The sequence below is a fragment of the Burkholderia sp. PU8-34 genome, assembly GCF_053427725.1.
Genome location: NZ_JBSAXC010000008.1, coordinates 307,256 through 320,021, shown reverse-complemented (window position 1 = coordinate 320,021; position 12,766 = coordinate 307,256). Strand labels below are relative to the sequence as shown.

The 12,766-nt window shown below is 69.3% G+C and carries 9 protein-coding genes and 1 pseudogene; 6 read left to right on the top strand and 4 right to left on the bottom strand.

All coding sequences use genetic code 11. From position 1 onward, the window contains the following. Position 1: 1 nt before the first annotated feature. Positions 2-1,108, bottom strand: coding sequence for a substrate-binding domain-containing protein (locus tag ACV22Z_RS21060; RefSeq protein WP_448078217.1), 1,107 nt, complete (start codon positions 1,106-1,108; stop codon positions 2-4). Positions 1,109-1,239: 131 nt separating this feature from the next. Here ACV22Z_RS21060 and ACV22Z_RS21055 point away from each other — a divergent pair, with 131 nt between their 5' ends. From ACV22Z_RS21055 to ACV22Z_RS21040, 4 genes are read left to right on the top strand one after another with little or no spacing between them, the layout of a single operon-like run. Next, positions 1,240-1,755 carry an NAD(P)H-dependent oxidoreductase subunit E gene (locus ACV22Z_RS21055; protein WP_448078216.1) on the top strand — a complete coding sequence of 172 codons (516 nt, stop codon included), beginning with the start codon at positions 1,240-1,242 and terminating at the stop codon, positions 1,753-1,755. Positions 1,756-1,781: 26 nt separating this feature from the next. Beyond that, the gene (locus ACV22Z_RS21050; protein ID WP_448078252.1) at positions 1,782-3,410 is read left to right on the top strand and encodes a formate dehydrogenase beta subunit; all 1,629 of its coding nucleotides are present in this window, start codon (positions 1,782-1,784) and stop codon (positions 3,408-3,410) included. A gap of 17 nt (positions 3,411-3,427) precedes the next feature. Next, positions 3,428-6,367 carry a formate dehydrogenase subunit alpha gene (gene fdhF / locus ACV22Z_RS21045; RefSeq protein ID WP_448078215.1) on the top strand — a complete coding sequence of 980 codons (2,940 nt, stop codon included), beginning with the start codon at positions 3,428-3,430 and terminating at the stop codon, positions 6,365-6,367. A 7-nt stretch (positions 6,368-6,374) separates the two neighbouring features. After that, positions 6,375-6,626 carry a formate dehydrogenase subunit delta gene (locus tag ACV22Z_RS21040; protein WP_448078214.1) on the top strand — a complete coding sequence of 84 codons (252 nt, stop codon included), beginning with the start codon at positions 6,375-6,377 and terminating at the stop codon, positions 6,624-6,626. 45 nt (positions 6,627-6,671) lie between these two features. On the opposite strand, the gene ACV22Z_RS21035 is transcribed toward ACV22Z_RS21040, so the two are convergent. After that, positions 6,672-8,327, bottom strand: coding sequence for an FAD-dependent monooxygenase (locus ACV22Z_RS21035; protein ID WP_448078213.1), 1,656 nt, complete (start codon positions 8,325-8,327; stop codon positions 6,672-6,674). Positions 8,328-8,456: 129 nt separating this feature from the next. Between ACV22Z_RS21035 and ACV22Z_RS21030 the strand changes: the two genes are divergently transcribed. Continuing rightward, positions 8,457-10,304, top strand: coding sequence for a tetratricopeptide repeat protein (locus ACV22Z_RS21030; protein ID WP_448078212.1), 1,848 nt, complete (start codon positions 8,457-8,459; stop codon positions 10,302-10,304). A 124-nt stretch (positions 10,305-10,428) separates the two neighbouring features. On the opposite strand, the pseudogene ACV22Z_RS21025 reads toward ACV22Z_RS21030, so the two are convergent. After that, positions 10,429-10,593 (bottom strand): annotated as a pseudogene (locus ACV22Z_RS21025) (MFS transporter); the annotation flags it as partial. Between the two features lie 338 nt (positions 10,594-10,931). Between ACV22Z_RS21025 and ACV22Z_RS21020 the strand changes: the two are divergent. Beyond that, the gene (locus tag ACV22Z_RS21020) at positions 10,932-11,918 is read left to right on the top strand and encodes a hypothetical protein (protein ID WP_448078211.1); all 987 of its coding nucleotides are present in this window, start codon (positions 10,932-10,934) and stop codon (positions 11,916-11,918) included. A gap of 98 nt (positions 11,919-12,016) precedes the next feature. On the opposite strand, the gene ACV22Z_RS21015 is transcribed toward ACV22Z_RS21020, so the two are convergent. Continuing rightward, positions 12,017-12,697, bottom strand: coding sequence for a DUF2968 domain-containing protein (locus ACV22Z_RS21015; RefSeq protein WP_448078251.1), 681 nt, complete (start codon positions 12,695-12,697; stop codon positions 12,017-12,019). Between the last annotated feature and the right edge of the window lie 69 nt (positions 12,698-12,766).

Sequence of the window (12,766 nt, the reverse complement as noted above, 5' to 3'; positions counted from 1 at the left end):
GTTACCGTGCGTTGCCGCCACCCGCGGCACCGGCGTCGTCGCCGGCGAGCCCCGCCGCGACGCTCGTCAGCGTGCCGCATGCAGCCGGATCGTAGCCGTCGAGACGCGCGACGCGCTCGACGTAGCGCGCATCGCGCAACAGCGCGAGCACGCCTGCGAGCGGCCGTTCGTCGAGCCGCGCGCGCTCGCATGCGAAGTAGTAATCCTCGTCGACGACCGGGATGAAATCGAGCCCGAAATGATGCGCGGCCGGCTCGACGCCGAAACCGAGGTCGGCCATCCCGCTCGCGACGAACGCCGCGATCGCCGAATGGGTCAGTTCCGCCGACTCATAACCGTTGATGCGCTCCGGATCGACGCCGATGCCGCGCAGTGCGAGATCCAGCAGCATGCGCGTGCCCGAGCCCGGCTGCCGGTTGACGAAGCGTATGTCGTCGCGCGCGAGATCGGACAGCCCGCGAACCTGTTTCGGATTGCCGCGCGGCAGAAATAATCCTTGCTTGCGGCGCGTCAGGTGAATAAGCACGTGACGGGCGTCGTCGAGCCATGGCTGGTAGATCTGCGCGCACTGTTCGCGGAACGCGCCGCGCGGCAGATGAAACCCCGCCAGCTCGCACTCGCCGCGCGCGAGCGCCGTCACGGCCTCGACGCTCTCGCGATACTTGATGTCGACCGCCGCGTGCGCTTCGACGAGCGCCGACACGAGGGCCGCAACCGCGTAGCCGTGCGACGCATGGATGCGCACGGCGCCGTCGCGTTGTGCGAGCCGCCGGTTCAGGTCGCTCGCGACTTCGGCCGCCAGCGCGCGCAGGTTCCCGTCGAGACGGTTGCGCGCGAGGCGCTGCGCATCGACGACCGCCTGCCCGAGTTCGGACAGCGTCGAGCCCTTGCCCCGCGCGGTCTCGATCAATGCACCGCCGACGCAGGCCTCCAGCGCGCGCAGCAGCCCCCACGCATGCCGGTACGACAACCCCTTGGCCTGCGCCGCCTGCGCGATGCTGCCTGTCCGGGCGACGAGCTCGAGCAGCGGCGCGACGTCCGACAGGCTTGCCGTGCCGCCGTGGCTGTCGCGTACGAGCAGATATGCGTCGCATTCGACTCGAATCATTTATGCACTCCGTTTTCCTATTGCGACCATCCAGCGTTCCGCTTATCGTTGGCCAAAATCCATCAAAACGAAGTCGGCATGCGCGAAATATGAAATTGCAGCGCATATGAGACTTTGGAGGAGCATAGCAGATGTCCCCGAATTCCCAAGCGCCAGACGCGCTCGTCGAGCGACACGCGCGCCCCGGCCGGTCGCTCGTCGCGATCCTGCACGCGATCCAGGACGATGCCGGCTACGTGCCGTCAGGCTGCGTCGCGCCGCTCGCGAAGGCGCTGAACCTGTCGCGCGCCGAGGTTCACGGCGTCCTCACCTATTACCACCATTTCCGCACCGCGCCGCCCGCGCGCGTGACGATCCAGATGTGCCGCGCCGAGGCGTGCCGCAGCATGGGCTGCGAAGCGCTCGCCGCCCATGCGGAAGCACGCACCGGCTGCCGGTTCGACGCCGCGCACGGCGATGCATCGCAGGCAGCCGCATCGGCACGCGTCGCGCCGGGCGACGTGGCGCTCGAATCGGTCTACTGCCTCGGGCTTTGCGCGCAGTCGCCGTCGCTGACGGTCAATGGCGTGCTGCACGCCAAGGTCACGCCGGAAAAATTCGACGCGCTGCTGGCCGACGCCGTCGCACATGCGAAGGAGGCCGTGTGAACAACCCCCACGCTCACATTCGTTCGCTGCCCCCCGAGGGGGCGGCTGCCTCCCTTGGGGCGGCCCGGCGGGAGGCAGCGACGACCCGCATCTACGTCCCGCGCGATTCGTCCGCGCTGGCGCTCGGCGCCGATGCGCTCGCCGCCGCGATCGTCGCGGAAGCCGAACGGCGCGGCGTCGCGATCGACCTCGTCCGCAACGGCTCGCGCGGCCTGCTGTGGCTCGAGCCGCTCGTCGAGGTCGGCACGGCGGCCGGCCGCGTCGGCTATGCGAATCTGTCTGCGGCCGACGTGCCCGCGCTGTTCGACGCCGGCTGGCTCGACGGCGGCGCGCACCCGAGCAGCGTCGGCCTCGTCGACGCGCTGCCGTATCTCGCGCGCCAGCAGCGGCTCACGTTCGCACGCATCGGCCTCACCGATCCGCTGTCGATCGACGACTACCTGCGGCACGACGGTCTCGCCGGCCTGAAGAACGCGCTCGCGCTCGACGGCGACGCCGCGTGCGAAACGCTGATCGAATCGGGCCTGCGCGGCCGCGGTGGCGCGGCGTTCCCGGCCGGCATCAAGTGGCGCACCGTCCGCCAGGCGAGCGCAAAGCAGAAATACATCGTATGCAACGCAGATGAAGGCGATTCGGGCACGTTCTCCGATCGCCTGATCATGGAAAGCGATCCGTACTGCCTGATCGAAGGGATGATCATCGCCGGCATCGCGACCGGCGCGACGATCGGCTACATCTATGTGCGCAGCGAATATCCGCACGCGATCGCGACGCTCGACGCGGCAATCGCACGCGCACGCGACGCCGGCTGGCTCGGCGAACACGTGCTCGGCTCCGCGCACGCGTTCGAGCTGCACGTCGCGAAAGGCGCGGGCTCGTATGTCTGCGGCGAGGAAACGGCGCTGCTCGAATCGCTCGAAGGCAAGCGCGGCGTCGTGCGCGCGAAGCCGCCGCTGCCCGCGCTTGCCGGCCTGCACGGCCAGCCGACCGTCATCAACAACGTGATCACGCTCGCGACCGCGCCGGTGATCTTCGCGCGGGGCGCCTCGTTCTACCGCGATTACGGGATGGGCCGCTCGCGCGGCACGCTGCCGTTCCAGCTCGCCGGCAACATCCGGCACGGCGGCCTCGTCGAGCTCGCGTTCGGCGTCACGCTGCGCGAGCTGCTGTTCGAATTCGGCGGCGGCACCGCGACCGGCCGGCCCGCGCGCGCCGCGCAGGTCGGCGGCCCGCTCGGCACCTACCTGCCCGAGCATCAATGGGACGTGCCGCTCGACTACGAGGCCTATGCGGCAATCGGCGCCGTCGTCGGCCACGGCGGCATCGTGCTGCACGACGACACGTCGAACCTCGCCGAGCTCGCCGAATACGCGATGAAATTCTGCGCGATCGAATCGTGCGGCAAATGCACGCCGTGCCGGATCGGCTCGACGCGCGGCGTCGAGACGATCGCCCGGATCCGCCACGGCGACACGTCGGAACGCCAGGTCACGCTGCTGCGCGACCTGTGCGACACGATGCTCGCCGGCTCGCTCTGCGCGATGGGCGGGATGACACCGTACCCGGTGCTGTCCGCGCTCGATCACTTCCCCGAAGATTTCGGTCTCGCCGCCGGCAAGGATGCCGCGCCGGGCCCGACCCAGGCCGCGGCCTGACCACGATGGAGCCTCGCATGTCCCTCGATACGATCAACGCCCGCCAGGGCGGCTGCGGCTCGGGCCAATGCGCGTGCAAGAGCGCCGCGCAGGCGCGCGCACGCGACCCGTTCGACGAAACCGACTACGGCACGCCGCAGCGCCACGCCGACACCGACGTCACGCTTGAAATCGACGGCCAGCCCGTGACGGTGCCGGCCGGCACGTCGGTGATGCGCGCGGCGATCGAAGCCGGCGTCAACGTGCCGAAGCTGTGTGCGACCGATTCGCTCGAGCCGTTCGGCTCGTGCCGCCTGTGCCTCGTCGAGATCGAAGGCCGGCGCGGCTATCCGGCATCGTGCACGACGCCGGCCGAAGCCGGCATGAAGGTCCGCACGCAGTCCGACAGGCTGCAGTCGCTGCGCCGCAACGTGATGGAGCTGTACATCTCCGATCACCCGCTCGACTGTCTCACCTGCCCCGCCAACGGCGACTGCGAGCTGCAGGACATGGCGGGCGTCGTCGGCCTGCGCGAGGTGCGCTACGGCTTCGATGGCGCGAATCATCTGCGCGATCAAAAGGACGAATCGAATCCGTACTTCACCTACGACCCGTCGAAGTGCATCGTCTGCAACCGCTGCGTGCGCGCGTGCGAGGAAACGCAAGGCACGTTTGCGCTGACGATCGCCGCGCGCGGCTTCGAATCGCGCGTCGCCGCCGGCGAGAGCGAGTCGTTCATGGCGTCCGAATGCGTGTCGTGCGGCGCGTGCGTCGCCGCCTGCCCGACCGCGACGCTGCAGGAAAAATCGGTCGTCCAGCTCGGGCAGGCCGAACACTCGGTCGTCACCACCTGTGCGTACTGCGGCGTCGGCTGCTCGTTCAAGGCCGAGATGAAGGGCACGCAGGTCGTGCGGATGACGCCGCACAAGAACGGGCTCGCGAACGAAGGCCACGCGTGCGTGAAGGGACGTTTCGCGTGGGGTTACGCGACGCACAAGGACCGCATCACGAAGCCGATGATCCGCGAGAAGATCACCGACCCGTGGCGCGAAGTGAGCTGGGACGAAGCGCTCACCTATGCGGCGACGCAGTTCCGCCGGCTGCAGGCGACGTACGGCCGCGACTCGATCGGCGGCATCACGTCGTCGCGCTGCACGAACGAGGAAACCTATCTCGTGCAGAAACTCGTGCGCGCGGCGTTCGGCAACAACAACGTCGACACCTGCGCACGCGTGTGCCATTCGCCGACGGGCTACGGCCTCAAGACGACGCTCGGCGAATCGGCCGGCACGCAGACCTTCGCGTCGGTCGGCCAGGCCGACGTGATCGTCGTGATGGGCGCGAACCCGACCGACGGCCACCCCGTGTTCGGCTCGCGGCTGAAGCGGCGCGTGCGCGAAGGCGCGAAGCTGGTCGTCATCGACCCGCGCCGCATCGACGTGGTCGACGGCCCGCACGTGAAGGCCACGCATCACCTGCAGCTGCGCCCCGGCACCAACGTCGCGATCGTCAACGCGCTCGCCCACGTGATCGTCACCGAGGGGCTCGTCGACGAAGCGTTCGTCGCCGAACGCTGCGAGACGCGCGCATTCGAGCAATGGCGCGAGTTCGTCTCACGCGCCGATAATTCGCCCGAAGCGACCGCGGACGTGACGGGCGTGCCGGCCGAGCAGGTGCGCGCCGCCGCGCGCCTCTACGCGACGGGCGGCAATGCCGCGATCTATTACGGCCTCGGCGTGACCGAGCATGCGCAAGGCTCGACGACGGTGATGGGGATCGCGAACCTCGCGATGGCGACCGGCAACATCGGCCGCGAAGGTGTCGGCGTCAATCCGCTGCGCGGCCAGAACAACGTGCAGGGCTCGTGCGACATGGGCTCGTTCCCGCACGAGCTGCCCGGCTACCGGCATATCGGCGACGCGAGCGTGCGCGCGCTGTTCGAGGACGCATGGTCGGCAAAGCTGCAGCCGGAACCGGGCCTGCGCATTCCGAACATGTTCGACGCGGCGCTCGACGGCAGCTTCAAGGGGCTGTACTGCCAGGGCGAGGACATCGTGCAGTCGGACCCGAACACGCAGCATGTGTCGGCCGCGCTGTCGTCGATGGAATGCATCGTCGTGCAGGACATCTTCCTGAACGAGACGGCGAAGTACGCGCACGTGTTCCTGCCCGGCTCGTCATTCCTCGAGAAGGACGGCACGTTCACGAACGCGGAGCGCCGCATCTCGCGCGTGCGCAAGGTGATGCCGCCGCTCGCCGGCTACGCGGACTGGGAAGTGACGCTGATGCTTTCCCGCGCGCTCGGCTACGAGATGGATTACGCGCATCCGTCGGAGATCATGGACGAGATCGCGCGACTCACGCCGACGTTCACGGGCGTGTCCTACGCGAAGCTCGACGCGCTCGGCAGCATCCAGTGGCCGTGTAACGAGCACGCGCCGGAAGGCACGCCGACGATGCACATCGACACGTTCGTACGCGGCAAGGGCAGGTTCGTGATCACGCAGTTCATTCCGACGCCGGAAAAGGTCACGCAACGCTATCCGCTGATCCTGACGACGGGCCGCATCCTGTCGCAGTACAACGTCGGCGCGCAGACGCGCCGCACCGACAACGTGCGGTGGCACGAAGAGGACCGTCTCGAGATCCATCCGCACGATGCGGAAGACCGCGGGATCCGGACCGGCGACTGGGTCGGCATCGAATCGCGCGCCGGGCAGACCGTACAGCGCGCGCTCGTGACCGAACGGATGCAGCCGGGCGTCGTTTACACGACGTTCCACTTCCCCGAATCAGGCGCGAACGTGATCACGACCGACAGCTCGGACTGGGCGACGAACTGCCCCGAGTACAAGGTGACGGCCGTGCAGGTGATGCCGGTCGCGCAGCCTTCCGACTGGCAGCGTGCGTATGCGCGCTTCAACGCCGAACAGCTCGACCTGCTCGAGCGCCGTGCGGGCGCCACCACCGGCAAGTGAGGACGCGATGGATACCGGACACCTGATCGACATGGCCAACCAGATCGGCGAATTCTTCGCGTCGATGCCCGATCGCGACGAAGCGCTGGCCGGCATCGCCGACCACATCCGGCGCTTCTGGGAACCACGGATGCGCCGCGCGCTGCTGGCGGCGCTCGACGACCCGGCCGGCGCTGCAGCGCAGCGCGCCGCGCCGATCGTGCGCGACGCGATCGCCGCCTATCGCGACACGCTGACGCCCGCCGCCGCGCCGGCCTGACCGAGCACGGGGCCCGTTCACGCCAATGACAGGCTTGTGCGGGCCCTACGCAGACAGCGACACACCGGCGAACCAGCTTTCGCAGTGCCGCAGCAACGCGTTCGCGTCGGACGCCGGGCGCCCGCGCGCGGCGATATAGCCGTCGGGCCGCAGCAGGTAGAACGACGGCCGCGACCGGCCGTAGGCTTCCGCGAGCCCCGCCGCGCCGTCGCCTGCGGTATCGGAGACGCGCCAGACGCGCACCGCGCCCGGCATGATCCGCTCGAGCGATTGCACGAGCGCCTGCGCTTCTGCCGCGGCGGGCGGCGTCTCGCCCGCCCCGCCCTGCGGCGGATCCTCGAGCAGCAACAGCGTGAAGCCGGTTGGCTCGTGCAGGTCGAAGAGCCGCGCGATGCCCGGTGCCTGCCCGAGCGGCCCGTCGACCACGTGCACGAGCGCATCGGGCGCTCGCTCACCCGCGCGCGGGCCGCCATCGAGCACGCGCTCGAGCGTCAGCGGACTCTTCCGGTATTGCACCCCCAATTCGCTGACCGTTAGCCGCACCGCGTCGCGCATCGGACCGAACGACGACAGCAGCGGCACGACGTGGTCGCGCAGCAGCTTCATCGGCCCGCGGTCGGCCTCGACGATCTGCGTGAGGAAACTCGTCTGCCGCAGCACGTCGCGCTCGATCGGATGACGCTCCGCGTGATACGTATCGAGCAGCCGCTCCGACGCGCCCGCGCCCAGCACCCGCGCGAGCTTCCAGCCGAGATTGAACGCTTCCTGGATGCCGGTGTTCATCCCCTGCGCGCCGGCCGGACTGTGCACGTGTGCGGCGTCGCCCGCGAAGAACACGCGGTCGTGCCGCAACTGCTCGACCATGCGGCTGTGCAGGCGGAAATAGGCCGACCACGTGAGGTCGCTCAGCACGATCGACGTTCCGACGCGCGAGCGCACGATCTGCTGGCACTGCGCAAGCGACGGACCGCGCTCATCGGGCGGCGCGCCGCCCTCGGGCGGGCGATCCGCGACCAGGCGGTAGCGCCCGTCGCCCATCGGAAACAGGCCCGCGATGCCGTCCGGCGCCGTGAACAGGTGAATCTCGTCGTCCGGCCAATCGGGAATCGCGGCGAGATCGGCGAGCAGGAACGTCTGCTCGAACGGCCGGCCGATGAAGCCGACGCCGAGCAGATGGCGCACCGTGCTGTGCGCGCCGTCCGCGGCGATCAGGTACGACGGCGCGAACCGCTCGTCGCCGCCGCGTGCGTCGCAGATCGTCACGTCGAGCGACGTGCCACCCGAGCCGCCCGTGTTGCACGCGGTCAGCGTCCGGCCCCGCTCGACGGTCACGCCGAGGCCGGCGAGATGCTCGGCGAGCAGCCGCTCGGTGACGCTCTGGTCGAGGAACAGCAGATACGGGTAGCGCGTCTGCAGCGGATCGAAATCGAGCCGCGCGATCACGCGGCCTTCTGCGTGCAGCGCCGCCGCGTGCGCGCGATGCCCGCTCGCGAGAAACGGTTCGACCGCGCGATGCTGCTCCAGCAATTCGAGCGTGCGCGCCTGGATGCCGATCGCGCGCGAATACGGCGCAGGCGCGGCAGCCTTGTCGATGATGCGCACCGGCACGCGCGCCCGCGCAAGGCTCATCGCGGCGGCCAGGCCGGTCGGCCCCGCGCCGACGACCAGCACGGGCGGGATATCGAGCAGTTCGTCGACCATGAGAACCTCGATGACTTGCGACCCTGCAAGTCTACGCCGCTCCGCCTGACGGAACCATATGCCGGACAGCCAACTGGGGCCGTGCCGGCGGGTATGGGAAAATGCGCGTTTCCCGCTAGTTTTCGCGTCATGGATTCCGCCTTCGACCGAGCATATGCCGCCCACCGCTCAGGCCGGCTCGCCGACGCCGAGCACGGCTATCGCGCCGCGCTTGCCGCCAATCCCGCCGACGCCGACGCGCTCCATCTGTTCGGCGTGCTGCGGCATCAGCAGGGCCAGCACGCCGAAGCGGCCGAGCTCGTCGGCCGTGCGGTCGCGCTGCGCCCGGACGATGCCGCGCTGCAACTGAATCTCGGCAATGCACTGAAGGCGCTCGGCCGCCTGGACGAGGCGATCGACCGCTTCCGCAACGCGCTGACGCTCGCGCCCGAATTTCCGCTTGCGCACTACAACCTCGGCAACGCGTATGCGGCACTGCAGCGTCACGACGATGCGATCGACGCGTTCCAGCGGGCGCTGCTCCTCACGCCCGACGACGCGTCGATCCACAACAACCTCGGCAACGCGCTGAACGCGCTCGGCCGCCACGACGACGCGCTCGCCGCGTTCCATCGCGCGCTCGAACTGCGTCCCGGCCACGCGGGCGCGCACAACAACCTCGCGATGGCGCTTTCCGCGATGAGCCGCGCCGATGACGCGATCATCCATTTCCGTGCAGCGATCGCCGCGCAGCCGCGCTTCGTCGCCGCGCACTTCAACCTCGGCAACACGCTCGACGCGGTCGGCCGCCACGCGGAAGCCGCCACCGCATTCGAGGCCGCGCTCGCGCTGCATCCGCCGTTCCCGCTCGCGCTGTTCGGCCTGGCAAACGCACTGAGCGCGCAGGCGCGCCATCGCGATGCGCTGCCCTATTACGAGCGCACGGTCGGCCTCGATCCGTCGTTCAGCCTCGCGTGGCTGAACCTCGGCAACGCGCATCACGCGCTCGGTGCGCACGAGATGGCGTTGCGCGCGTTCGACCAGGCGCTGCGCGTCACGCCCGACCTCACGCTCGCGCAACTGCATCGTGCGGTCACGCTGCTGACGCTCGGCGATTTCACGCGCGGCCTGCCCGCCTACGAAGCGCGCCACGACACGCCCGGCGCGACGCCGCTCGGCGCGCTGCCGCGCTGGCAGGGCGAGCCGATCGCGTCACGCACGCTGCTGATCCGCGCGGAACAGGGGTTCGGCGACACGCTGCAGTTCGTCCGTTTCGTGCCGCTTGCGCGCGCGCGCTGTGCGCACGTCGTGCTCGAAGTGCAGCCGGAACTCGTCACGCTGCTCGCGCCGGCGGCCGCGGACTGGCGCGTGACGCTCGTTGCGCAAGGCGCCGCGAAAGCGGGCGCCGCGGCCGCCGCCGACGTCGCGTGCACGCTGCTGAGCCTGCCGTTCGCGCTCGGGCTGCAGCCTGCCGACCTTCTGTGCGGTACGCGCTATCTCGGCGCACCGGATCTCGCCCGCCGACGCTTCCGCGGTTCCCTTGGCGGGCAGTCGAAACGCAAGTTCGGGATCGCGTGGTCGGGACGCCGGCAGGCGCAGGACAACCGCTCGATCCCGCTCGCCGCGCTCGAACCGCTGTTCGCACTGCCCGACATCGACTGGATCGTGCTGCAGCCGGCGATCGACGACGCCGACCGCGCATGCGTCGACATGCATCCGCGCGTCCATCACTTCGGCGGCCGGCTGACCGACTTCGCCGAAACGGCAGCGGCGATCGAACGGCTCGATGGCGTCGTTTCGATCGACACCGCGGTCGCGCACCTCGCCGGTGTGCTCGGCAAGCCGCTGTGGCTGATGCTGCCGTTCGCGGCAGACTGGCGGTGGTTCACCGGAGCCGACTGTCCGTGGTACCCGCAGGCCCGGCTCGTGCGGCAACCCACCCCCGGACAATGGGACGACGTCGTGCACACGGTGGCCGACGCATTGCGCAACGCCTGACCCCCATGCAGGCGGATCACGGCCCTCGGGCACATGGCCTTTCGCTGTCCGACTGCGTGGGGCGCGTTTCAGGTGCCATTTCTTTTGCAATCCACGCGGCCGCCGGCCGTGCGTCGTGCTGGCGTCAGACGGCTTTGTACTGGTTGCGCGCCTCCGGACTGCGATACAGCACGAGCGTCGCGATCAGGCCGCATATCGCCGCCACACCGAGCCACAGCCCCGGCGCGGCCTTGTTGCCGGTCTCGTGGATCAGCAGCGTCGAGATCGCGGGCGTGAAGCCGCCGATCGTCGCGTAGCCTGCCACCGCCGCGCCCGCGCGCCCCGTTGATCCGCCGGTTCCCGACACGCAGCGCCCGGCGAGCGGCGCTGACGGAAACCGCTGATGCCGGCCGCGCATCGTCCGGCACTGATGCCACGCGATGCCGACAGTTGCCTTAGTGGCGATCCGATCCGTGCGGCACGTTGCAGTGGCCTGGCTGGCCGTAGAAGTATCTTCCGTGCAAATACATTGAAAAATCGGATTCGTCTGATCGACGGTCTGCCCCCGCGTGACCACAATACCGGGATTTGTGTCGACGTCCGCTCAGCATCCGTCTTTCCGCTCATGCCGCGCGGCGCACCTCTTCCATGAATCGATCGCCATTTGTCCCCGTCGAAGGCGAACTCGCATGCCCTCGATTCGCGCCGCTCGACGGCGTGCCACCATTCGGCCGCGAGTGGGCGATTCGCCGCGCGTCCGACATGCAGGCCGACAACACCGGACGCGCGGTCATCACGACATCGTGCATCGACGTCGAGACGCCTCATCGCGACTGCCACTGGCAGCCGTCGAGTCCCGTCGCGCCGGAACCCATCGCCGTCGCGCAGCCCGTCGCCGCCCAGCCCGACGCCGCGCAACCCGTCGCCGACGCGGGCGGCGCACGCATCGGGCGCACAACGCTCGCGGCATGCTGGACCGTCGGCGCGCTCGGCATCATCGGCTGGCTGATCGTCGCGCACGAACCGCCGTTCGACATCGCCCCGTCGTTGCAAGCTGCACATACGAATGCCCGCGCAATCCAACATGACAGCCGGCCGCCGGATTCATCGCTCGTCCGCACCGGCCCGCTGACCAGCTCGGTAACCAGTCCAGCAGCCAACCCGGCCGCTACGCCGACCCGGCAGGCGGAAATGCGCGACGCAGCCACCGCCGGCCCGTCGCTCGCGACACGCGCCGCATCGCGCACCATCGAGGCTAAGCGCCCCGGCACGACGCCCGAAGCAAAACGGCTCGCGGCCGCGCCCCTGCCGCTGCGCTCGACCGGAACGCCCCCGACGACAACCGCCGCGCGGCCGGATACCGCGCCCGTCCTGAGACGCGTCGCCACGCGCACCCCGCTTGCGCCGCAGCAGATACGCGCCGATCATCGAAGCGCCAACGTGCGACCTCAGCCGCCCCGGTCGCCGCTCGACAACCTCGACGATCCACGCACGCTGATCGCGATGGCGAACGCGTTGCGCGGCGAACAGCCTTCGCCCACGCCGGCAGTACGCACGCCCGCATCCGGCTTCGACTGGACAGCGCGGCTGTCCCATCGGCGCCTGACCGACGCATCGGACGCATTCACGCACTGACCTGCACCGGCACCGGCAATCCGCAGTGAACAAAAAAAACCGGCGAAGGGTCGCTTCGCCGGGCTTCGTACTTCGTCGATCCGAACGTCGTGCGCGCGCTATTTATGCGCCGGCAATCCCGACTCCGTCTGGCGCTCGAGCTGCTGCACCTGCTGCTGCAATTCGCGCAACTGCACCTGCGCCGCGCGCTTTTCGACCTGCAGTGCGCGTGCCTGCTCTTCGGCCGTCTTCTGCCGCTGCGCGACCTCGGCCTGCTGGCTGCGCGCGACGCTCAGGTCGGCCTGAAGCTTCTGCGCGCGATTCGTCGACATTGCGATCACGCGCTCGAGGAACGCCTTCTGCGCCTGCAGTTCGGTGCGGCGGATCTCGATGTCGGACAGCTGCACGGTCTGCTGGACGAAGTTCGCATACACCATCTCCGCGCGGCTCTTGTCCTGCGACGTGATCACGCGCCACAGATGCTTGTCCTGGAACAGCGCGATGTAGTACGTCATTTCCTGCGGATCGAACATCAGGCTGGCGCCATAGCTGCCGTTGTACGTCGTGCGCATCTCGACGACCTTGCCGTCACGCAGCATCTGCGTCAGTTCGGCGACATTGCCTTGCGCAGCGCCGTTCGCCGCCGGCGCGGCGTCGCCGCTCAGGGCCGTCACGGCCGGCCGGGTGCCGGCGACAGGCGCTGTCGTATCGTCTGACCACGCTGCGCCGGCGTACGCGCACGCGGCAATCGCAACGGCCCACGTTGCGGATCGTGCAGAGGAAATGTATCGGAAGGCCAACATCAGACTCCGGCGGACGAATCGGGAATTCGCGATTATCGTTCAAAACGCCGGAGCCGCATCTCGAAT

Coding starts and splice junctions, on each gene's coding strand:
- ACV22Z_RS21060 (WP_448078217.1), bottom strand. CDS start 1,108: ATGATTCGAGTCGAATGCGACGCATATCTGCTCGTACGCGACAGCCAC.
- ACV22Z_RS21055 (WP_448078216.1), top strand. CDS start 1,240: ATGTCCCCGAATTCCCAAGCGCCAGACGCGCTCGTCGAGCGACACGCG.
- fdhF (WP_448078215.1), top strand. CDS start 3,428: ATGTCCCTCGATACGATCAACGCCCGCCAGGGCGGCTGCGGCTCGGGC.
- ACV22Z_RS21040 (WP_448078214.1), top strand. CDS start 6,375: ATGGATACCGGACACCTGATCGACATGGCCAACCAGATCGGCGAATTC.
- ACV22Z_RS21035 (WP_448078213.1), bottom strand. CDS start 8,327: ATGGTCGACGAACTGCTCGATATCCCGCCCGTGCTGGTCGTCGGCGCG.
- ACV22Z_RS21030 (WP_448078212.1), top strand. CDS start 8,457: ATGGATTCCGCCTTCGACCGAGCATATGCCGCCCACCGCTCAGGCCGG.
- ACV22Z_RS21020 (WP_448078211.1), top strand. CDS start 10,932: ATGAATCGATCGCCATTTGTCCCCGTCGAAGGCGAACTCGCATGCCCT.